Origin of the sequence: Catenulispora sp. MAP12-49 (assembly GCF_041262705.1) — a bacterium.
Lineage (GTDB): Bacteria > Actinomycetota > Actinomycetes > Streptomycetales > Catenulisporaceae > Catenulispora.
This window is the reverse complement of record NZ_JBGCCP010000003.1, coordinates 396,142-415,793: the sequence shown is the minus strand read 5'-3', so window position 1 is coordinate 415,793 and position 19,652 is coordinate 396,142. Positions and strand designations below refer to the sequence as shown.

At 71.8% G+C, this 19,652-nt stretch carries 22 protein-coding genes; 9 read left to right on the top strand and 13 right to left on the bottom strand.

From position 1 onward, the window contains the following. Window positions 1-25: 25 nt before the first annotated feature. Window positions 26-1,600 carry a zinc-dependent metalloprotease gene (locus ABIA35_RS09055; RefSeq protein WP_370337881.1) on the top strand — a complete coding sequence of 525 codons (1,575 nt, stop codon included), beginning with the start codon at window positions 26-28 and terminating at the stop codon, window positions 1,598-1,600. 128 nt (window positions 1,601-1,728) lie between these two features. On the opposite strand, the gene ABIA35_RS09050 is transcribed toward ABIA35_RS09055, so the two are convergent. Continuing rightward, window positions 1,729-2,271: a M48 family metallopeptidase gene (locus ABIA35_RS09050; RefSeq protein WP_370357567.1), complete on the bottom strand. Its 543-nt coding sequence runs from the start codon at window positions 2,269-2,271 to the stop codon at window positions 1,729-1,731. A 205-nt stretch (window positions 2,272-2,476) separates the two neighbouring features. Further along, window positions 2,477-3,280 (bottom strand): enoyl-CoA hydratase/isomerase family protein, encoded by an 804-nt coding sequence (locus ABIA35_RS09045; protein ID WP_370357566.1) that lies wholly within the window; start codon window positions 3,278-3,280, stop codon window positions 2,477-2,479. A gap of 105 nt (window positions 3,281-3,385) precedes the next feature. Here ABIA35_RS09045 and ABIA35_RS09040 point away from each other — a divergent pair, with 105 nt between their 5' ends. Both ABIA35_RS09040 and ABIA35_RS09035 read left to right on the top strand, forming a co-directional pair. Then, on the top strand, window positions 3,386-3,544 hold the full coding sequence (locus ABIA35_RS09040; RefSeq protein WP_370337876.1) for a DUF5679 domain-containing protein: 159 nt from the start codon (window positions 3,386-3,388) through the stop codon (window positions 3,542-3,544). Window positions 3,545-3,699: 155 nt separating this feature from the next. After that, window positions 3,700-4,980, top strand: coding sequence for a hypothetical protein (locus ABIA35_RS09035; protein WP_370337874.1), 1,281 nt, complete (start codon window positions 3,700-3,702; stop codon window positions 4,978-4,980). On the opposite strand, the gene ABIA35_RS09030 is transcribed toward ABIA35_RS09035, so the two are convergent. The 5 genes from ABIA35_RS09030 to sigE form a co-directional block, all read right to left on the bottom strand. Further along, entirely contained in the window at window positions 4,964-5,761 is a 798-nt protein-coding gene (locus ABIA35_RS09030; protein ID WP_370357565.1) for a hypothetical protein, read from the bottom strand. The two genes, ABIA35_RS09035 and ABIA35_RS09030, sit on opposite strands and share 17 nt — an antisense overlap. Window positions 5,762-5,872: 111 nt before the next feature. Then, complete coding sequence (locus ABIA35_RS09025) at window positions 5,873-6,658, bottom strand: hypothetical protein (protein ID WP_370357564.1); 786 nt, start codon at window positions 6,656-6,658, stop codon at window positions 5,873-5,875. Window positions 6,659-6,664: 6 nt separating this feature from the next. Then, entirely contained in the window at window positions 6,665-7,096 is a 432-nt protein-coding gene (locus tag ABIA35_RS09020) for a sec-independent translocase (RefSeq protein ID WP_370337868.1), read from the bottom strand. 187 nt (window positions 7,097-7,283) lie between these two features. After that, complete coding sequence (locus tag ABIA35_RS09015) at window positions 7,284-7,826, bottom strand: anti-sigma factor (RefSeq protein WP_370337866.1); 543 nt, start codon at window positions 7,824-7,826, stop codon at window positions 7,284-7,286. After that, entirely contained in the window at window positions 7,823-8,446 is a 624-nt protein-coding gene (gene sigE, locus ABIA35_RS09010; RefSeq protein WP_370337864.1) for an RNA polymerase sigma factor SigE, read from the bottom strand. Before sigE ends, ABIA35_RS09015 begins: the two co-directional genes overlap by 4 nt. Before the next feature lie 530 nt (window positions 8,447-8,976). Here sigE and ABIA35_RS09005 point away from each other — a divergent pair. Beyond that, on the top strand, window positions 8,977-9,684 hold the full coding sequence (locus ABIA35_RS09005; RefSeq protein ID WP_370337862.1) for an O-methyltransferase: 708 nt from the start codon (window positions 8,977-8,979) through the stop codon (window positions 9,682-9,684). A 246-nt stretch (window positions 9,685-9,930) separates the two neighbouring features. Here the strand turns inward: ABIA35_RS09005 and ABIA35_RS09000 are convergent, their stop codons facing one another. After that, window positions 9,931-10,098 carry a DUF3117 domain-containing protein gene (locus ABIA35_RS09000; protein WP_015796491.1) on the bottom strand — a complete coding sequence of 56 codons (168 nt, stop codon included), beginning with the start codon at window positions 10,096-10,098 and terminating at the stop codon, window positions 9,931-9,933. Between the two features lie 187 nt (window positions 10,099-10,285). On the opposite strand from ABIA35_RS09000, the gene ABIA35_RS08995 reads away from it, so the two are divergent. Beyond that, complete coding sequence (locus ABIA35_RS08995; RefSeq protein WP_370357563.1) at window positions 10,286-11,071, top strand: enoyl-CoA hydratase-related protein; 786 nt, start codon at window positions 10,286-10,288, stop codon at window positions 11,069-11,071. 97 nt (window positions 11,072-11,168) lie between these two features. On the opposite strand, the gene ABIA35_RS08990 is transcribed toward ABIA35_RS08995, so the two are convergent. After that, entirely contained in the window at window positions 11,169-11,684 is a 516-nt protein-coding gene (locus ABIA35_RS08990; protein WP_370337858.1) for a DivIVA domain-containing protein, read from the bottom strand. A 175-nt stretch (window positions 11,685-11,859) separates the two neighbouring features. On the opposite strand from ABIA35_RS08990, the gene folP reads away from it, so the two are divergent. Continuing rightward, a complete protein-coding gene (folP, locus tag ABIA35_RS08985) occupies window positions 11,860-12,675 on the top strand; it encodes a dihydropteroate synthase (RefSeq protein WP_370338461.1) in 816 nt (271 codons plus the stop codon). Window positions 12,676-12,764: 89 nt separating this feature from the next. Here the strand turns inward: folP and ABIA35_RS08980 are convergent, their stop codons facing one another. From ABIA35_RS08980 to ABIA35_RS08965, 4 genes are all read right to left on the bottom strand, one after another. After that, entirely contained in the window at window positions 12,765-13,538 is a 774-nt protein-coding gene (locus tag ABIA35_RS08980) for a TIGR00730 family Rossman fold protein (RefSeq protein WP_370337856.1), read from the bottom strand. Between the two features lie 80 nt (window positions 13,539-13,618). Further along, window positions 13,619-14,788: an alpha/beta hydrolase gene (locus tag ABIA35_RS08975; RefSeq protein WP_370337854.1), complete on the bottom strand. Its 1,170-nt coding sequence runs from the start codon at window positions 14,786-14,788 to the stop codon at window positions 13,619-13,621. A 165-nt stretch (window positions 14,789-14,953) separates the two neighbouring features. Continuing rightward, the gene (gene dapE, locus ABIA35_RS08970; protein ID WP_370337852.1) at window positions 14,954-16,069 is read right to left on the bottom strand and encodes a succinyl-diaminopimelate desuccinylase; all 1,116 of its coding nucleotides are present in this window, start codon (window positions 16,067-16,069) and stop codon (window positions 14,954-14,956) included. A 20-nt stretch (window positions 16,070-16,089) separates the two neighbouring features. Next, entirely contained in the window at window positions 16,090-16,941 is an 852-nt protein-coding gene (locus ABIA35_RS08965) for a 2,3,4,5-tetrahydropyridine-2,6-dicarboxylate N-succinyltransferase (protein ID WP_370337850.1), read from the bottom strand. A gap of 166 nt (window positions 16,942-17,107) precedes the next feature. Here ABIA35_RS08965 and ABIA35_RS08960 point away from each other — a divergent pair, with 166 nt between their 5' ends. The 3 genes from ABIA35_RS08960 (at window position 17,108) to ABIA35_RS08950 (ending at window position 19,452) form a co-directional block, all read left to right on the top strand. Continuing rightward, window positions 17,108-17,974, top strand: coding sequence for a hypothetical protein (locus ABIA35_RS08960; RefSeq protein ID WP_370337848.1), 867 nt, complete (start codon window positions 17,108-17,110; stop codon window positions 17,972-17,974). Window positions 17,975-17,993: 19 nt separating this feature from the next. After that, window positions 17,994-18,614: an HAD family hydrolase gene (locus ABIA35_RS08955; RefSeq protein WP_370337846.1), complete on the top strand. Its 621-nt coding sequence runs from the start codon at window positions 17,994-17,996 to the stop codon at window positions 18,612-18,614. Between the two features lie 148 nt (window positions 18,615-18,762). Further along, window positions 18,763-19,452, top strand: a complete 690-nt coding sequence (locus ABIA35_RS08950; RefSeq protein ID WP_370337844.1) for a hypothetical protein — start codon at window positions 18,763-18,765, stop codon at window positions 19,450-19,452. Window positions 19,453-19,652 lie beyond the last annotated feature (200 nt).

Genomic DNA, 19,652 nt, shown 5'->3' with positions numbered 1-19,652 from the left:
CCCGTCGTCCGTGAGGTCACCCGCCGTGAACAAGAACCCCGAAGATCACAACCCGTCGGACGACGACGAGTCGCAGAACCAGGGTAAGCGCCCGGACGGCCCCGTTGATCCGCTGGGGGCCATGTTCCAGCAGATGTTCGGCGGAAGCGGGGCGCAGTCCCCGGGCTCGAACATCCCGGGCATGCCGGACCCGCAGATGCTGCAGATGGTGTTCAGCCAGATCCAGGCCCTGATGAGCGGCGGCGGCGACGGCGCGGTGAACTGGGACCTGGCCAAGACCATGGCGCGCAACGCCGTGGCCTCCGCCGGACCCGACCCTTCGCCCACCGACGGCGAGCAGCGCACCTACGACGGTGCCGTGCAGCTCGCCGAGCACTGGCTGGACCAGGTCACCTCGCTGCCGGCGGGCACCGCGGGCACCCGCGTGTGGTCCCGCGCGCAGTGGATCGAGGAGACCCTGCCGGTCTGGAAGCAGCTGGTCGAGCCGGTCGCCGAGCGCATCACCTCGGCGATGGGCGACGCCGTCGGCGGCGCGGTGGGCGAGCTGGGCATGCCGGAGAACCCGGAGGCGGCCGGCCTGCCGCCGGGCATGGGCGACATGCTGGGCAACCTGTTCGGCGGAGCAGCAGGGGGCGGCGGCCAGAACCCGCTCGGCGGCATGCTGAAGCAGATGGGCACCGCGATGTTCGGCTCCCAGGTCGGCCAGGCCCTGGCCTCGCTGGCCGGCGAGGTGGTCTCCGGCAGCGACATCGGCCTGCCGCTGGGCCCGGAGGGCAAGGCGGTCCTGCTGCCGGCGAACGTGGACCTCTTCGCCGAGGGCCTGGAGATCGACATCGAGCAGGTCCGCCTCTACCTGGCCCTGCGCGAGGCCGCCTACCAGCGGCTGTTCTCCCACGTGCCGTGGCTCAAGCCCCGCCTGCTCGGCGCGGTCGAGGAGTACGCGCGCGGCATCACGGTCGACGCCTCCAAGTTCAGCGAGCTGGCCCAGCAGGCCGAGCAGATGGACCTGACCAACCTGGACCCCTCGCAGCTGGAGAACATGCTGGGCGGCGGCGGCCTGTTCCAGCCGGTGGACTCCCCGGCCCAGAAGGCGGCCCTGGCCCGTCTGGAGACGCTGCTGGCGCTGGCCGAGGGCTGGGTGGACGCGGTGGTGCACGCCGCCGCCTCGCCGAAGATGTCGGGCGCGGACGCCCTCCGGGAGACGCTGCGGCGCCGGCGCGCGGCCGGCGGCCCGGCCGAGCAGACCTTCTCGGCCCTGGTGGGCCTGGAGCTGCGCCCCCGGCGGCTGCGCGACGCCTCGCGCCTGTGGGCCTCGCTGGCCGACGCGCGCGGGCTGGAGGGGCGCGACGCGGTGTGGTCGCACCCGGACCTGCTCCCGACCTCGGCCGACCTGGACGACCCGGACGGATTCGTGCACGGCCGGGACGAGGACGGGCTGGAGTTCGACTTCTCCGGGCTGGACGAGCTGCTGGGCGGCGGGGACGGGAGCAAGGCCCAGGACAAAACAGAGGGGGCTGTGGACAACGGCCCTGTGGATAACTCGAAGGACGAGGACGGCAAAGACTCGGGCGAGAGCGGCGAGGACAAGCCCAAGGAGTAGCGGGTAGCTGGGTAGCGGCTCCAGCTACCAGCCCGGTCACGCGGCGGCGAGAGTCATCGTCGCCGCACGGCCGGGCCTCGTCCGTGCAGTGGTGCGGTGGTGCCGTCGTGCGGTGGTGCCGTCGCGCCTCAGTCCGCGTCGTCCGAGGCGATCCCGCCGCCGGCGCTGGCGAACCCTTCCAGAAACCCGCGAGCCCGCTCCGTCTTCGGATACACGCTCATCAGCTCCCAGAACCGCGGCCCGTGGCTGGGCACCAGCAGATGCGCGAGCTCGTGCAGCAGGACGTAGTCCAGCACGTACTCCGGCATCCCGCGCACCCGGTCGGAGATGCGGATGGTGCCGTCCACAGGCGTGCAGGAACCCCAGCGGGTCTGCTGGTTGGCGACCCAGCGGACGCTGGAGGGCTGCGCGCGGCCGTGGAAATAGCGGACCGACAGGTCACGGGCCCGGCGGGACAGTTCCTCGTCGTCCGGCCTGCGTTTGCGCTCCTGGCCGGCGAGGCGGGCGAGCATCTTGTCGACCCACTGCTTTTCCTCGGCACGCGTCATCTGCGCCGGGATCAGCACCACAGTCTTGTCGCCGTCCCGGTACGCAGAGACGGTGCGCCGCCGCCGGTTGCTGCGCCGCACTTCGATCTGACCGCCCTGGTGAGGGGCTTCGTCGAGTCCCACGGCAAGGGACCCTAGCGTGTGCCACCCTCCTATGGCGTTACCGAAATGACATGCCGGGGCGTCGGCATCGGCGCTCATCGGATTGTCCACATGCCATGCACAGGTTTTCCACAGAGTTATCCACAGGATGTGTCTTCTTGTGGGTTACCTAACACAAGCCAATCGATCCGCGACGCGTAGCGGGTGGCGGTGAGAGACGGGCGGGTCAGCGGCCCGTGAAGCGCGGTGCACGGCGCTCACGCTGGGCGGCGAGGCCTTCCTGGAGATCCTCGGTGGCCATCGTGATCGGCTGGGCCAGAGCCTCCCAGCGCAGCGCCGCTTCGAAGGACTCGTGACCGTCGCCGATCAGGGCCTGCTTGGTGAGCTTCACCGCGATCGGCGCGCCGGCGGCCACCTCGGAGGCGATCCGCTCGATCTCCCCAGGGAAGTCCCCGGCAGGGAACACCCTGTTGTAGACGCCCAGCGCGACCGCTTCGGTGCCGCTCACGGCGCGGTTCGTGTAAAGCAGCTCGCGCGCGTTCGCCATCCCCACGACCTCCGGCAGCAGCCAGGTCGCGGCCATCCCCGGATGCATCCCGAGCTTGGTGAACGGCACCGCGAACTTCGCGGTGTCCACCGCGTAGCGCAGATCGCAGGCCAGGGCCAGACACGCCCCCGCCCCCACCGCCGGGCCGTTCACCGCGGCGATCGTCGGCACCGGCAGGTCCCGCAGGCTCAGCCAGATCCGGTAGAAGGGCAGCATCTTGTCGCGCAGCTTTTCCACAGGCGCGCCCGGCTCCGCACCGATCCAGCCCAGATCGCCTCCGGCGCAGAACGCGGAGCCGGCACCGGTCACCACGACACAGCGGACTTTCTCGTCCTGCGCGATTTCCCGCATGAGCCGATCCCAGGACTCGGTCATCGGCGCGGTCATCGCGTTGCGCCGGTCCGGGTCGTCCAACGTCACGGTCAACACACCATCCGACGTGCGACGGACGGCCAGAAGCGGATATTCGCGCGACTCAGGCATGGCGTCAGCGTAGCGGTGCTTTTTGGGCCCCGGGCTGTCGTATGGTGTTCCGCGTTCGGGGTGAATGGTACGTATGGCCTCAGATACGGAAGGTAGTGACAAAGCATGGCGGAGTCGTACACCGGGGACGCCTACTGCGTGAAGTGCAAGGAGAAGAAGAACTTCACCGGCCAGGTGAAGGTCAGCGACTCGGGTCGGCGGATGGCGCAGGGCATCTGCCCGACCTGTGGCACCAAGCTCAACCGGATCCTGGGCAAGGCCTGAGGTTCGACGCGCAGGCGGCGGCCGGTCCTCCGGCCGCCGTACGGGTGAATTAGAGGGCTGAGGGATGCGGGGGCGGCGGCGGGTGCCGCAGGGTGGGAAGCAGCAGGTGGGAACGGCAGCGGTGGGCTGGGGCTGACACGGCGGGAGGCCAGGGCGTGCGTCCGGTGCTGAAGGCGGGGTTGCGACGGCTGTGGCGGCCCGGCGGCGCGCTGCAGGTGGGAGTGACACCGGGCAGGTCGCTGTTGCTGAACGGGTTGGGCCCGGCCGCGACCGCGTTCGTCGGCGCGCTGGACGGACACCGGGACATCTCCGAACTGCTGACACTCGCCGAGCAGATCGGGTTGTCGGGAGCACAGGCCACGACCCTGCTCGACATGCTGGCCCGGGCCGGCTTCCTCGACGACGCCGGCTACGACCCGGGACCGGCGCTGCGCGCGCTCGACGTCTCCGAGGCCGACCGGCTCGCCCCGGATCTGGCCGCGCTGGCACTGGGCTACCTGGTCCCGGGCGGCGCGGTGCGGGCGATGACGCGCCGGCGCATGGCGGTGATCACGGTGTACGGATGCGGGCGCGTCGGGGCGTCGATCGCGCACCTGCTGGCCGCGGCCGGCATCGGGTGTGTGGTGCCGATCGACAGCGGGCGGGCGCGGCCCGCCGACGCGGCGCCGGCCGGATTCCGGAATCCTCGCGGGCTGAGTCACCGGGACGAGCGGGAGGTTCCGGGGCCGCGGCGCAAGCGGACGGACAAGGGGTCCGCCACCGCCACCACTGCCACTGAGGCCGCCACCGAGGCCAAGGCCGGCAAAGCAGCAAAGGCAGCCGAGTCCAGACCGGCAGCCCCGCCCACCACGATCAATCTCGCCTCTCCCCCGCCTCGCCGCCAGGATCTCGTCCGGGCCATGATCCGGGCCTCGGCGCCCTCGACCCGCACCACGCTGCCGGCCAACCGCCAGCACCCCGATGTGGCGGTCCTGGCCCCGATCGCCGACGGCTACCCGGCAGTGGCCGCCGCACTGCAGTCCGACGGCGTGCCGCACCTGCCGGCCGAGGTGCACGAGACCACCGGCGTGCTCGGTCCGTTCGTGCAGCCCGGCCGCACCTCGTGCCTGCGCTGCCGCGACCTGTACCGCACGGCGCGCGACCCGGGCTGGCCGCGGGCGATGGTGCCCTTCGGCGGTGTGGACGCGGTGCCGGCGGCCGAGGACCGCGCCTGCGATGTCACGATGGCCTCGCTCCTGGCGGTCCAGGCGGTGCTGCACGTCCTGGCGTTCGTCGAGGGCGACCCGCCGCCGACGGTGAATGCCGCGCTGGAAGTAGTACCGCCGTTCGGCGCGCAGACCCGCTATGAGCGGCCGCCGCACCCGGACTGCGGATGCCTGATCACCGATGTCGAGACGGTGTCGGCGATGGGCGGCACGTTCAGAGGACACCGCTGACCACGAGCCCGCCGATGGCCAGAAGCGTGGCGGCGGTCAGGAGGGTGGCGCGCTCCTCGATCCAGGGCGCGGTCAGGCGCCGCGCTCCGGACGCGGCGGCGAGGGTCAGGCCCACCATGACGGCGATGGTCGCGAGCGCGAAGACGGCCAGGACGCCCAGTGCCGGGCCGACGCCGAGGGCGCCGGCGGTGAGGAAGAGCGGAAGGATCGTCAGGTCCGGGCTGACGGCCGCGCCGAAGGGGCCCAGGAGGTTCAGGATGGTGCGGCGCCGGTGATCGGATGCGGAAGAAGCAGCAGGCCGTTCGAGCACTGCGACGGCATGGCCTGACCTGGGTTCTGCCTGGCTCGACACGAGCGGGGCGGCGGTGGCCGTCTCCTCACCATCCGCACCGGCATGGCCATGACCATGACCATGAATGTGATCGTCCTGATGGTGACCGCAGTCGGCCCCGCCATCCGAGTGGTCGTGCCGGTGTCCGCGCCCCGCGACCTCCAGCACCAGCAGTGCCACCCCCGTCGCCACGAGCACCCCGCCGACCGCCAGGTCCGCATGCCGCGCCACCGCTTCGCGCAGGCGCAGCCCGACGGCCGCCAGCGCCGCGCCGAACACCACCGACATCAGCACGTGCGTCACCGCGGCGGCCAGGGCCAGGCGCGCCACGCGGCCGAACGGGTAGCGGCGGGTACGGGCCAGCAGGGCCAGCGGCATCCAGTGGTCGGGCAGGATCGCGTGGCCGACGCCGATGCCGGCCGCGGCCAGGAGCATGGAAAGGGTCGTCACGTCTGCCCCTCGTGATCGTCCCCGCCTGCGCGAGGACGCGAAGACTTGCGGGCTCGCGAGCCCGAAGGAATGCCCGGTGCCGCCGAACGCCCGCCGGGCCCGGCGCCGCCGTCAGCGCGGCAGCGCCTCGTACGCCTCCCAGGCGTCCAGCGTGACCTGTTCGAAGCCCAGGCCGTAGGCCGTCACACCGCGGCCGTAGGCGCCGAGCCAGCACTCGCGCAGCTCGGCGGCCAGGACCCAGCCGTACTCGCTCTCGCGGTAGCGGAAGCGGGTGGGCTTGCCGTCGACCGGGAGCTGGACCGCACGCCAGGGGGCGTCGTCCAGGTTCTCGGCGACCTCGTAGGCCAGGTCGGTCTGCTGGTGCAGCCAGTCGCCGCGCAGGGCCTTGTCCACGGCCCAGGGCCAGGCGTCCGAGAGCAGGCCCAGGCCCGCCACGGCGGCCAGCGTGGACAGGGTCGTCGGCTCCAGGATGGTCGAACCGCCGCCGGGGCGGCGGTCCAGGCGGGCCATGGTCACCACACCGCAGAAGCGGCGGGGGGACAGGTCGTCGGGGCGGCGCGCCGGGTGGTCGCCGTGGCCCAGGGTGCCGTACTCGGCGGCGCCGTCGGGGCCGAGCATGATCGAGCCCAGCCAGCGGTCGCCGGCCCAGGCCTCGTCCAGGCCGTACCAGGGGACGGTCGTGCGCTGGCCGGGCCAGACGTCGGGTTCGGAGGCGGCCAGGGCGGCGGCGGAGATGGAGGCGACCGGCGGGCCCGGGACGAAGTCGTCCGGATCGGCGGTGCGGCCGGCCCGGCGGTCGGCACCGGCGGCACCGGCCACGCCCAGCCCCACAGAGCCCGGCTGCGAGGCCGGGCCGGGGGGATTGGCGAAGTCTTCAGTTGAGATGGTGCTGCTCATGGAACCTCACGTCGCATCCGCGTCAAACGGCGGGCGCTCGCCCGCGGCCAGGCGCGGGGCGGGGGCCCGGTAGAGGGCATCGTCCGGGGTCGCGTCGTCGGCGGCAAGGGGGCGCCGGGCGCCCTCGGCCGCACTGCGTATCTCGCCGTTGAGCGAGGTGGTGATGTCCCTGATCTCGCGGAAGTCGCCGTCTTCGGGTCCGAGCACGTGCTTGCGCACGAAGTTCTTCGGATGCAGGTCGGTCAGTTCCAGGTCCTGGAACTCCGGGCCCAGCTCCTTCTTCAGGTCGTTCTGGGCGTTGCGGGTGAACTCGCGGAACTGCCGCAGGGTACGCGCCAGGCCCTGCACCGCGCCGGGCAGCTTGTCGGGGCCGAACAGCATGACGGCCAGGGCCAGCAGCGCGATCAGCTCCAGCGGGCTGATGTCGAGAAACGGCACGGTGGGAGGCTCCTGCTCTGGCGGGCGCGGCCGGCGGCTTTCCGGCGCTACGCGCTAGCGTAACTCCCGTCCGGGCGGATACCGGACCCCCGGAGGGTGGATGTCGTTCGATCCTTGCGCGTCGAGGCTCGGCAATGCCGAGCCTCGACGTCAAGAGGGAGTCCGTGATCGCGGTGGGGCCGCGGTCTCAGTGCGCGGGTCCGTAGTTGACGACCTGGGCCGGCGCCGGGTTCGCCGGGGCGTGCGAGGGACTGGCGCTGGCGCTGAAGTCGCCGACCAGCCACACGCCGGTCCCCAGGGCCGCCAGGGACACCGCGCCGATCGCCGCGACCCGCAGCCGCTGCGGGCGCACCGGGGAGCGTCCGGCCGTGGGGCGGCCGGACGCCGGAGCCGCCGGCGGGCGGATCGGCACGGTCTGGAAGGAGAACGGGGACGGACCGGCGCCGGGGCCGGCGGCCGGCGATCCGCTGCCGCCGCCCGACACGCCGCCGGACGCCGCTCCCGAGGCCGCGCCCCGGTTGGCGTCCAGGCTCAGCAGCCCGAGCATCAGCTCCACCGGCACCTGCGGGGCGGCCATCGCGCTCAGGCGCGACTTCGTCTGCCGCTCGGCGTCGGCCTCGGCCCGGCAGTCCCCGCACTGGGCGAGGTGGCCGAGCATGCGCTCTCTGGTGCCGTGGTCCAGTTCGCCGTCGATCAGGGCGGTCAGGCGGTCTCCGAGATGCCTGGTCACCGGCGGCCCTCCTTTCCACTCGCGTTCGCGGCCGCGCCCGGGGCCCGGTGCTCCAGGGCCGCGCGCAGCTGCGAGCGGCCGCGGTGGATCCGCGAGCGCACGGTGCCGAGCTTCACATCGAGGGTGGTCGCGATCTCCTCGTAGGACAACCCCTCGATGTCGCACAGCACCACGGCGGCCCGGAACTCCGGGGCCAGCGCGGCCAGCGCGGCCTCGATGTCGGCGTCCATGTGCGAGTCCGCGAAGATCCGCTCCGGCGACGGCTCGCGCCCGGGCAGCCGGTCGTCGGCGTCCTCGCCCAGGGAGTCGAAGCGGATGCGGGCCCGGCGGCGCACCATGTCCAGGAACAGGTTCGTGGTGATGCGGTGCAGCCAGCCCTCGAAGGTGCCGGGCTGGTAGCTCGACAGCGAGCGGAACACCCGGATGAAGACCTCCTGCGTGAGGTCCTCGGCGTCGTGCTGGTTGCCGGTCAGGCGGTAGGCCAGCCGGTACACCCGCTGCGAATGGGTCCGGACGATGTCGTCCCAGCTCGGCGGCTCCCAGCCGACGGCCGCGGCGTCCAGCGGCTGGGCCTGTGTCTGTATCTCCCCCGCGCTCGGTGCGGCGGTCTCCGCCGGCATCGCGGTATCGGGGATCGCCTCCGCCCCCCGGCGGGTCTTTTCCAAGGCGGCCTTGCGGGCCGCACGCCGACGACGAAGTTCCCCGAGATCTATCCGCGGTCCAATGGTATTGACCGGGACGGCTCCAGGATTGCGGGCGCTGTTGGCGTCAGCCACGACGTCCCCACCTCCTATTTCCAGTACCGCACTCATCACCATAGACGCCTGCCTCGCTGCTAAAGGCTGAAAGGAACCTGAGATCGGTCTAAGATCTCCCGGCTCTCCACACCGTGAGCCACTGTCTTGGGCAGAACGGCCGGTCACCGGGTTGAAGTTCCCGAAGGGGAGGTTCCCCCGCGGTGTCCGCCTACAGCGATCAGAAGACCCGATCAGGACCCCGCCGCGGGCCGCGGTACCAGCACGTCCCGCTCCGGGACGGCACGCCGAACCGTCCGCCGCGGCCACGCGTCATATAAGCGGTCCCCCCGCGCTCTATCTGTTCGGATGACAGTCCGACGTGGTATGCGCGCGGCCAGGTGGCTACGCTCTTGATGCCCAGTAGCAACCAACCGACCAGATCCCGGCCGACCCGGCTCCGGGACCCGCGACCCTCGGAGGCCGTCATCCCCAGTCACCGGCACGCCAGTCTGGCGTATGCGGAGGGGTACGTCGCCGAGGACGACGTCCTGGTCTCCGCGCGCCGCGAGGCGCGGCGGCTGGGCATCGTCCCGGTCGAGCCCGGCACCGGCGCGGCGCTGCGGCTGCTGGCCGCCACGCTCGGGGCGCGGGCGGTCGTCGATGTCGGCACCGGCGCCGGCGTGTCGGGGATATACCTGCTGCGCGGCATGCGCCTGGACGGGGTGCTGACGACCGTGGACGAGGACACTCAGGGTTCGCAGGCGGCCCGGCGCGCCTTCGCCGACGCCGGCTTCGCCGCCAGCCGCACCCGGGTGATCGGCGGGGCCTCCGGCTCGGTGCTGCCGCGCCTGGCCGACGGCGGCTACGACATGGTCTTCTGCGGCGGGCCCGGCACCGATCACCTGGCCGGCTACGAGGAGGCGCTGCGGCTGCTGCGGCCCGGCGGGCTGGTGGCCTTCGACGGGGCCCTGGGCCAGGACCGCGTGGTCGATCCCTCGATCCGGGACGCGCGCACCTCGGCGCTGCGGTACCTGCACCGCCAGGTCGCCGAGGACACCCGGCTGCTGCCGGCGCTGCTGCCCACCGGGGACGGGTTGCTGTGCGCGGTTAAGCGCTCCTGAGAACGGGCCTCGCGCTCGGCGACGCCAGACCCGTGCCGCCCGCGGCACCGCCCGCGCGGGCAGGCCGCCGAGCCGGCGGGGACGACGTCCGACCCGACGCGGACGCTCTGACCGGGGTGGGGTGCCGGTCCGGCCGGGTGCGGAAGTGAGAAGGAACACGTGGGTTGGAGGACGCCGGACCCCGGCCGTTCGGGGGCCAGACGTCACTGGTGGGACGAATGGGGTGGCGATCGCGGCCGCGCCGGACTAACCGACGACGCCCTTGATCGCCTCGCCGAGCGCGGCGGCCTCCTCCGCCGACAGCTCCACCACGAGCCGGCCGCCGCCCTCCAGCGGGACCCGCATCACGATGCCGCGTCCCTCTTTGGTCACCTCAAGCGGGCCGTCACCCGTCCGCGGCTTCATCGCCGCCATGCTCGTTCCCCTTCCTAGGAGCCAGCTCTCAACCAATCCATTATCCCGCACGCGCCCGGATTGGGTTCCGGTGTCGCCGCGGGAGGCCCGACTGAGTAGCTTCGTCAGAGTCTGCAAACAGTTCTACCGGACGCGACCAACACTGGTACATGCCTGGAAGCCGATAAGGCGGAGAGTGGGACCCCCTATGTCCGACAACGTTGTCTACGACGTCACCGAGGGTGTCGGCACCATCACCCTGAATCGCCCGGACGCACTGAACTCGCTCGACAGTGCGACCAAGGCGGCGCTGCGCGACGCGGCGACGGCGGCGGCCGAGGACGACTCCGTTCGCGTGATCGTGCTGCGCGCCACCGGGCGCGCCTTCTGCGTCGGACAGGATCTGCGGGAGCACGCGGCGTCCCTGGAGGCCGGCACCGGCCTGGCGAACACGGTGCGGGAGCACTACAACCCGCTGCTGCGGGCCCTGACCACGGCGCCCAAGCCGGTGATCGCCGCGGTCAACGGCGTGGCGGCCGGCGCCGGCGCGGCCCTGGCCTTCGCCGCCGACCTGCGGATCGCCTCCGACAAGGCGGCCTTCAACCTGGCCTTCGCCAACATCGGCCTGACCGCCGACTCCGGCGGCTCCTGGACGCTGCCGCGGCTGGTCGGCCCGGCCAAGGCGCTGGAGCTGCTGATGCTGCCGGAGACGATCGGCGTCGAGCAGGCCGCCGAGCTGGGACTGGTGCACCGCGTGGTCCCGGCCGAGGAGCTGGACGCGGCGGTCGGCGAGCTGGCGGCGAAGATGGCCGCCGGGCCGACCGCGGCCTACGCGGCGATCAAGCAGGCGGTCGGCTTCGGGCTGACGCACTCGTTCGAGGAGACCCTGGAGCTGGAGGCCGACCTGCAGGACGCGTGCGCGGCCACCGAGGACCACCGCAACGCGGTGCGGGCGTTCCTGGCCAAGGAGAAGCCCACCTTCACCGGACGCTGACACCGGCCCCTGAAAAGACCGGAACGACCAGAACGACCAGAACGGCCGGCCCCCTGCCGGGGCCGGCCGTTCCGTGCGAGCTTAAGAAATGAAGACCCTACTGGTCGTCCTCCGGACGCCGGTACCACGACGACAGCGGGTTGCCCTCCGCAGGGTCCTGATCGGCCGGGGCGGCGGCCTCGGTCTGGCCGGGCGCCACGTCCACGCCGGGGCCGAAGCCGGGCTGCACCACGGCGGTCGCGGTAGCCGCGCCGCCGGCGCCCCCGATGCCGGGCACCGCGTCCTGGGTCCGGGGCACCGGCTCGTAGCCGGCGCCGGCCTCACCGAACCGGGCGCCCGCCGGGCGGGTCAGGTCGGCGATCAGCCGGTCTCGGTGGTCGATCTCGGCGGCGAGCCGGTCCAGCAGCCGGTCGACCTGGTCCATGCGGTAGCCGCGCCACCCCACGGCGAAGCGGGTGCCGTCGATGTCCTCCCGGCCCAGCTGCCGGTCGTCGGCCAGCGCGGGCTCGGGCCGGTCCTGGCGCGGGTCGTCCAGACCCCCGCCGCGGCCGGCGGCCACCCACGCGATCGCACCGAACACCGCCGCGACGACCAGAAACTGAAAGTACAGCACGCGCACATCGTGCCACGCCCGGCGCCGCGCCGTCGCCGTTAGGCTGATCTCCATGTCATCGAACGCGGACGGTACCCACGGCGGCCCCACCGGCAGCAGTGTGGCCCCGGCTTCCGTCCCGCAGGGCACGCTGCGACTGGGACCGTACGAATACGGACCCGACCAGCGGCTCGTGATGGCGATCGTGAACCGCACCCCGGACTCGTTCTACGACAAGGGCGCCACCTTCACCGACGCCGCCGCGCTGGACCGCGTGGAGGCGGCCTTGAGCCAGGGCGCGGACCTGGTGGACATCGGCGGCGTGAAGGCCGGCCCCGGCGACGCCGTGGACCTGGCCGAGGAGATGCGCCGCGTGGTGCCCTTCGTCGCCGAGGTCCGCAAGCGGTTCCCCGAAGCGGTCATCTCCGTGGACACCTGGCGCGCCGAGGTCGGAGACGCGGTGTGCGCCGAGGGCGCGGACGTACTGAACGACGCCTGGGGCGGCTGGGACCCGCAGCTGGCGGAGGTCGCGGCCCGGCACGCGGTGGCGCTGGTGTGCACGCACGCCGGCGGCGTCGAACCCCGCACCCGTCCGCACCGCATCGGCTACGCGGACGTGATGGCGGACATTCTGGAGCGCACGGTCCACGGCGAGGCCGAGCGCGCGGCGGCCCTCGGCGTCCCGCGCGACCGCATCCTGATCGACCCCGGCCACGACTTTGGCAAGAACACCCGGCACTCCCTGGAGGCGACGCGCCGCCTGACGGAGATGACCGCGACCGGCTGGCCGGTCCTGGTGTCGCTGTCGAACAAGGACTTCGTCGGCGAGACCCTGGACCGGCCGGTGAAGGAGCGGCTGACCGGGACCCTCGCGACGACCGCCGTGTCGGCCTGGCTCGGCGCCCGGGTGTACCGGGTACACGAGGTGGCCGAGACCCGGCAGGTGCTCGACATGGTGTCGGCGATCCAGGGGCTCCGGGAGCCGGCGGTGGCCAAGCGGGGGCTGGCCTAGCCGCAGGACCGGTCTGGCCGCCGGACTGGCCTAGCCGCCGAATCGGGCTAACCGCCGGACTGGTCTAACCGCAGGCCAAAGGATCGGACCTACCCGCGGTCCCCCGGCTTCCCCATGATCGCGACCGCCTCGTCCGGGTCGTCGACCAGGTGGATCAGGTCCAGGTCGGCCGCGGCGATCTTGCCGGCCGGGACCATGACGTCGCGGATCCAGTCCACCAGCCCGCCCCAGAAGGCGCGGCCGACCAGCACCACCGGGAACGACGTCACCTTGTGCGTCTGGACCAGGGTCAGGGCCTCGAACAGCTCGTCCATGGTGCCGAAGCCGCCGGGCAGGACCACGAAGCCCTGCGAGTACTTCAGGAACATGGTCTTGCGGACGAAGAAGTAGCGGAAGTTGATGCCCTGGTCGATGTAGCTGTTCAGGGACTGCTCGAAGGGCAGCTCGATGCCCAGCCCGATCGACCGGCCGCCGGCGTTCAGGGCGCCCTTGTTCGCCGCCTCCATGGCGCCCGGGCCGCCGCCGGTGATGACGGTCCAGCCGGCGGTCGCCAGGCCGCGGCCGATCTGCTCGCCGAACAGGTACTCGGGGCTGCCGGCCGGGGTACGCGCGGAGCCGAAGACGGTGATCGCCGGACCGGTGCGGGCCAGGGAGTCGAACCCCTCCACGAACTCGCCCTGAATGCGCAGGACCCGCCAGGGGTCCTCGTCCTTCCAGTCCTTGCCGTAGGCGTGGTCCAGCAGCTTCTGGTCGGCCGTGGCCGCCGGCAACTGCTCGTGTCCGCGCCGCCGGGTCACCGCGCCGACGAACCGCTCGGTGAAACTGGTGCCGGAGCCGTGTCCGTTTCCGCTGCCTTGACTCATAGTCGGCACATTACCGGCCGGGGTTGGCCGGACGACGGCGGGCGGGCGACGGTCAGGCCGCGCTCAGGCCGCAGAACGCCTCAGGACTGCGGGCGCACCTGCTCCAGGTGCTGGCTCAGCCAGCCGTAGGCCTGCGGCAGCCACTGCTTCCACACCTCGGTGTTGTGCGAGCCGTGGTCCTTCTTCAGCACGTCCACCACACCCGGCGCCACCTGCTGCAGCGAGAGCGCGTCGGAGAGCACGCTGCCGTGCGCGTCCTCGGCCGAGGCCGCGGCCAGCAGCGCCACCGGCGGGTTGGGCTTGTGGTTCTGCAGGATCCACAGCGTGGAGTTCTGGTTGGCGAAGGCCGGACCGTACTTGGCCACATAGCCCCCGGGCCGCACGTCGCCGCTCATCTGCACCGCGGCGCTGAACAGCTGCGGATACTGGACCAGCAGCTTGCCCGCGCACAGGCCGCCCTCGGAGTAGCCCATCATGCCCCAGCCGGAACGGTCGGTGGTGACCCGGAAGGTGCGCTCGATCATGGTCCGGATGTCGTCGGTGATGTAGGTCGCGACCTGCGGACCGCCCGGGATGTCGGTGCAGTCGGTGTTCACGCCCTTGACCGGCGAGATGTTCACCGCGACCAGCACGAACGGGGTGGCGGCGTGCTGCTGGACCAGCGTGCCCAGCTCCTTTTGTCCCGCCATGTTGCCGAACCAGGTCTGCGGAGTGCCCGGGTAACCGGGGAACAGCAGGACGACCGGGAAGTCGGTGTTCGCGTACGCCGGGTCGTTGTACTGCGGCGGCGTCCACACCATCACGTCGTTCGTGCCGCCGAGCCCGGACTTGGGCCCGGTGAAGCTGGTGACCAGCGCGTCGTCGCCGTACTTCTTGAAGTCCTGCGCGGGACCGTCCGGCCGCACGCGCGGCACCACCTGGCCGCGCCCGCCCTGCGCCCGGCCGTCCGTCAGGTCGCCGCCGGCGATCGGGGTGCCGGAGGCCACCGTGTTCTGGTGGATGATCACGCCCGGGCTGCCTGTGTCGCCGAGCAGGTCGTCCCAGGACGCGTAGAGCCCGTAGTAGTTGTTGACCACCACACCGCACAGCAGGATCGCCATGACCTGACTCACGCCGATCATCGACAGCCGTGTCACGGCACGCACGGGGCGCGGCCCGCGGATGCGGTTCCACAACAGATAGGTGCCGATCGGCGCGGCGACCGCGAGAAGGATCGCCGTCACCATCATCGGCCAGCCGGTCGGGCTCATCGAAACTTCGGACCTCTCGGAACTTGCCTGGACAGCGGGCTGATCGCCGGGCTCCCGTGGTCGTACGGGGGCTGCTCCGCCGCTGGTAAGACGCTAATAGGTCCCAACCGGTTGCCTCCGGCGCGCACCTGTTTGAACCGGCGCGCGCCGCCGCGGGCCGTCAGCTCACGGGGCGGAGCCGAGCCAGCTTCTCATCCGTTCCGCACATCGGACAACTTGCTCCAAGTCCACTGATTCATCCGGTTTGTGAGCCAGGGATCCGTCTCCGGGCCCGTAGTTCACGCCCGGAACGCCGAGTTCGGCGAACCTGGCGACATCGGTCCAGCCGAACTTCGCCGTGGGCTCTGTGTCCACCTCAGCCATCACAGCGCCGACGAACTCCGCCGCCGACGGCAGATGCAGACCGGGACGCGCCGCCGGAGCGGAGTCCGTGACCACGATCTCAGCGCCCAGATCCGCGAAGACCTCGCGGACATGACGTTCCGCGTCGTCCTGACTGCGGTCCGGGGCAAAGCGGAAGTTCACAACCAGCGAGCACTCGTCCGGGATCACGTTGCCGGCCACGCCGCCGGTGATCCCGACCGCGTTCAGGCCCTCGCGATACTCCAGGCCCTCCACCTCGACCCGGCGCGGCTGGTACTCCTCGAGCCGCCGCAGCGCAGCGCCGGCCTTATGGATCGCGTTGTCGCCGAGCCAGGAGCGCGCCGAGTGCGCGCGGGCGCCGCGGAAGGTCAGCCGGGCCCGCATCGTGCCCTGGCAGCCGCCCTCGACGATGTTGTTGCTCGGCTCCAGCAGCACCGCGAAGTCGGCGGCGAACCACTCCGGCCGGGTGCGGATCAGCCGGCCCAGGCTGTTGCGCTCGGCCTCGACTTCCTCGCACTCGTAGAAGACGTACGTCACATCGCGGTTCGGCTCGGCCAGGCCGGCGGCCAGCACCAGCTGGACCGCCACGCCGGCCTTCATGTCCGAGGTGCCGCAGCCGCGCAGGGTCCCGGTCTCCCAGTCGCCCTCCAGGAGCGAGGGGACATTGCGGCGCCCGGTGCTGTCGACCGCGATCGGCACGGTGTCCAGGTGTCCGGCCAGGATCACGCGCTCGGCGCGGCCGAGATTGGTGCGCGCCAGCACGGAGTCGCCGTCGCGCAGCACTTCAAGGTGCGGGTACGGACGCAGCGCCTCCTCGACCGCGTCGGCGAGCGCCTTCTCATTGCCGCTCTCGGACTCGATGTCGACGAGCGCCGCGGTCAGGCGGGCGGCACTCTGCGTGAGGTCCAGGCCGGACATCCTTTGGTCGCTCCCCGTCCTCAGCCGGTGAATCCGTTGTCGCGGAGCATGTCGTTGATCTGCAGCTTGTCGTGGGACTCGCCGGGGGACAGGCGGCTCAGCACCAGCAGGCAGGGAGTGGTGAACTCCCCGCCGGGGAACTTCTTCACCCGGGTCGAGCTGACACACACCGACCAGGCCGGGGCCTCGCCGCGGGGCAGTTCCTCGCCGGTCTCCGCGTCGAAGACCCGCATCGACTTGGTGATGTTGGTGCCGGAGCCGAGCTTGGCGCCCTGGCGGACCCGGGCCCCCTCGACGACCATCGAGCGCGAGCCGATGAACGCGTCGTCCTCGATCACGACCGGGACCGCGTTCGGCGGCTCCAGCACGCCGCCGATGCCGACGCCGCCGGAGAGGTGGACGTTCTTGCCGATCTGCGCGCAGGAGCCGACGGTGGCCCAGGTGTCGACCATGGTGCCGGAGTCGACGTAGCCGCCGATGTTGACGAACGAGGGCATCAGGATCGCACCGGAGGAGACGTAGGAGCCCCACCGGACGATGGCCCCGGGGACCACGCGCGCACCGCCGAAGTCGCTCTTGAGCGGCATCTTGTCGTGGAACCGGAAGTCGCCGGCGTTGGACTCGACCATGTCCAGGACCTTGAACGACATCAGGATCGCGCGCTTGGCCCGCTCGTCCACGACCACCTCGTCGGAGGCCGCGTCCACGAACGCCGCCCGCGCGGTTCCGGCGTCGATCAGGTCCACGGCCTCCACCACGGCCTTGCGGGCGTCGGAGTCCGCCGGGCTGAGCTCCGCGCGGCGCTCCCACAGCTCGTCGATCACTGCCGAGATCGGGGAGGCGAAATCCTGGGCAGTCGGTGCGTTCGTCATGGCCACCACGATATGCGTTTCAGCTACGGTGGCCTCGCGGCGTTCACACCGCAGGACGGATCTCGGACATTAACGGACGGAACTGGACGGTATGGGTCAGAGAGGCCGCCCCCGAGGCAGGCAGGAACAAGCGCCGCGCAAATCCCGGCACATCGGTGCCTGGATCGTGACCGTGATGCTGCTCGGCGCGCTGGGCGCCGGCGGCTTCTTCGTCTACCACGCGTTCAACGGCGGGGTCTCCGCCGAGAACTGCACGGCCGTCGGCGCGGACGGCCAGTCCTCCACGATCGCCAACGAGCGGATGGGCAACGCGGCCACCATCGCCGCGGTGGCCCGGGCCAAGAACCTGCCGGAGCGGGCGACGATAATCGCCCTGGCCACGGCCGAGCAGGAGTCGAAGATCCAGAACCTGCAGGGCGGCGACCGCGACTCGCTGGGCCTGTTCCAGCAACGGCCCTCGCAGGGCTGGGGCAGCCAGGAACAGATCATGGACCCGGTGTACTCGACCGGGAAGTTCTTCTACGCGCTGCTGAACGTGAACAACTGGGAGACCATCGACGTCGGCAAGGCCGCGCAGGCCGTGCAGCGCTCGGCGGATTCCTCGGGCGAGTCCTACGGGCAGTGGGAGGAGATGGCCACGATCCTGGCCACCACCCTGGACGCCAAGTCGGGCACCTCGCTGACCTGCACCTACGACGACCCGAAGCTGGCCGTCGAGGCCCCCGGCTCGAGCGGCCTGACGCCCCGCGCCTCGACCCTGGGCCAGGCGCTGGTGAAGCAGTTCAGCGCGAACGGCGCGGGGGCGGCTCCGCAGTACTCGCACTCCTCCGACGGCCTGACGCTGCGGATAACGTCCAACAACCTGTTCAACCCGCAGGTGCTCGCGGCCTGGGCCGTGGCCTCGTCCAAGACGCTGGACGTGGACCGGGTGCAGTACGCGAACCAGGTGTGGACCCGGGCTTCGGGCAAATGGCAGCAGACCTCGTCCTCGAGCGGCGGGACGGTGGACGTCTCGGTGGTGAAGGGCGGCTGACGGCTGGCACGCTGGGGCGATGACATGGATCGTGTTCGATTACGGTGAGGTCATCGCCCAGCGGCCGACAGAGCAGGCGTTCGCGCGGCTGGCCGGGATCATCGAGGCGCCGGCCGCGGACTTCGCCGAGGGCTACTGGCGCCATCGGGAGAAGTACGACCGCGGCCTGGCAGAGCTCGACTACTGGCAGGCGGTCGGCGCACAAGCACAGGTCGAGGTGGGCCCGGCCGAGGCCGCGGCGCTGAGCGCGGCGGACGTCGAGCTGTGGAACACCCTCGACCCCAGCTCGGTCGAGCTGATCGAGGAGCTCGCGGCGGCCGGTCGGCGGCTGGCGCTGTTGTCGAACGCGCCGAGAGCCCACGGCACGGCTTTCCGCACACGGCAGTGGGCCGCGCCGTTCGAGCATTTCGTGATCTCCGGGGAACTGGGAGTCGCCAAGCCCGACGCGGCGATCTGGCAGGCGCTGCTGGCCCGGCTCGGCGCACATGCCGGCGAGGTCCTCTTCCTGGACGACCGCGAGGTGAACGTCGCCGCCGCCCGGGAGGCCGGGATCCACGCCATCGTGTGGACCGGCGCCGAGGCAGCGCGAAGGCACATTGCGGAATTCGACAAAGAATCGCCTTCGGACGGGGTAATCTGATAGCGGTTCTGATATCGGACGACCCAATCACCGTCTGGAAATATTACTTCCCTTTTACTTCGTCCGGCGTTTCCCCGGGCAGGGTTCTTCCGTTGGGCAGAGAGCTGTCGCGTAAACGCGCCAGCCCCAATACGAGGAGAACCAGGCAATGAGCACCTTGAGCACCACGGTCCGGCGCGGCCTGGTCGTCACGGCGGCCGCCATGGCCGCCGGTCCCGTCGTCGGCGGCGCCGCCTCCGCGGCGACCGCACCGACGACCAGCACTCCGCTGGACGCCGCGCCGATCTCGACCACCGTCGCCGACGCCACCGGGCTGGCCGCCGCGCCACTGCCCGTGACCCGCTCCGCGCTGCCGGTGGCCGGACTGAGTTCGATCATGCCGATCAACGGCGGCCTGGCCAACGCCCTGCCGCTGAACAGCCTGGCCGGCGGGCTGCCGGTGAGCGGGCTGGCCGGCCAGGTGCCGGTGGTCGGGCCGATGGCCCAGAACCTGCCGGTGGTCGGCCAGCTGACCGGCGAGCCCGCCCCCACCGCGCCGACCGCCCAGGCCGCCGGCGAGCAGGCCGGCTCCGACCTGAAGGCCGCCTTCCCGCCCCCGCACATGCCGACCCCTCCGGCCCTGATGAAGCCCGCGCACCCCGGCACCCGCAGCCGGATGGTCGCTCCGGTCGCGCCCGCGGTCACCGCCCCGACGATCACCCCGGCCGCGCCGATGCCGGCCCCGGCCGCCGCGCCCAAGCCGCAGAGCCAGCTGCCGCTGGTCGGAAGCCTGCCGCTGGTCGGCGGGCTGACCTCGGGCCTGCCGGTCGGCAGCCTGACCTCGCTCGGCAGCTTCTAGCCCGGCGGAACGACCCTTCCCCGAGGCCCCTGGCATGCGCCCGCGCGCATGCCAGGGGCCTTTCTGCCTTTCCGATGTCTCATAACCCGACGAAAAGAGGAATCCCCCCTGGGAGCGATTATCCGCACCTCTTCGCATGCGGACGGCACGAAGGCGCAATGAATCGCCATGCGCGACAACGTGTGAACCGCCCCATCGGG

Coding starts and splice junctions, on each gene's coding strand:
- ABIA35_RS09045 (WP_370357566.1), bottom strand. CDS start 3,280: ATGCCTGAGTCGCGCGAATATCCGCTTCTGGCCGTCCGTCGCACGTCG.
- ABIA35_RS09040 (WP_370337876.1), top strand. CDS start 3,386: ATGGCGGAGTCGTACACCGGGGACGCCTACTGCGTGAAGTGCAAGGAG.
- ABIA35_RS09025 (WP_370357564.1), bottom strand. CDS start 6,658: ATGAGCAGCACCATCTCAACTGAAGACTTCGCCAATCCCCCCGGCCCG.
- sigE (WP_370337864.1), bottom strand. CDS start 8,446: ATGCCGGCGGAGACCGCCGCACCGAGCGCGGGGGAGATACAGACACAG.
- ABIA35_RS09005 (WP_370337862.1), top strand. CDS start 8,977: ATGCCCAGTAGCAACCAACCGACCAGATCCCGGCCGACCCGGCTCCGG.
- ABIA35_RS09000 (WP_015796491.1), bottom strand. CDS start 10,098: ATGGCGGCGATGAAGCCGCGGACGGGTGACGGCCCGCTTGAGGTGACC.
- ABIA35_RS08995 (WP_370357563.1), top strand. CDS start 10,286: ATGTCCGACAACGTTGTCTACGACGTCACCGAGGGTGTCGGCACCATC.
- folP (WP_370338461.1), top strand. CDS start 11,860: ATGGCGATCGTGAACCGCACCCCGGACTCGTTCTACGACAAGGGCGCC.
- ABIA35_RS08980 (WP_370337856.1), bottom strand. CDS start 13,538: ATGAGTCAAGGCAGCGGAAACGGACACGGCTCCGGCACCAGTTTCACC.
- ABIA35_RS08975 (WP_370337854.1), bottom strand. CDS start 14,788: ATGAGCCCGACCGGCTGGCCGATGATGGTGACGGCGATCCTTCTCGCG.
- dapE (WP_370337852.1), bottom strand. CDS start 16,069: ATGTCCGGCCTGGACCTCACGCAGAGTGCCGCCCGCCTGACCGCGGCG.
- ABIA35_RS08965 (WP_370337850.1), bottom strand. CDS start 16,941: ATGACGAACGCACCGACTGCCCAGGATTTCGCCTCCCCGATCTCGGCA.
- ABIA35_RS08955 (WP_370337846.1), top strand. CDS start 17,994: ATGACATGGATCGTGTTCGATTACGGTGAGGTCATCGCCCAGCGGCCG.
- ABIA35_RS08950 (WP_370337844.1), top strand. CDS start 18,763: ATGAGCACCTTGAGCACCACGGTCCGGCGCGGCCTGGTCGTCACGGCG.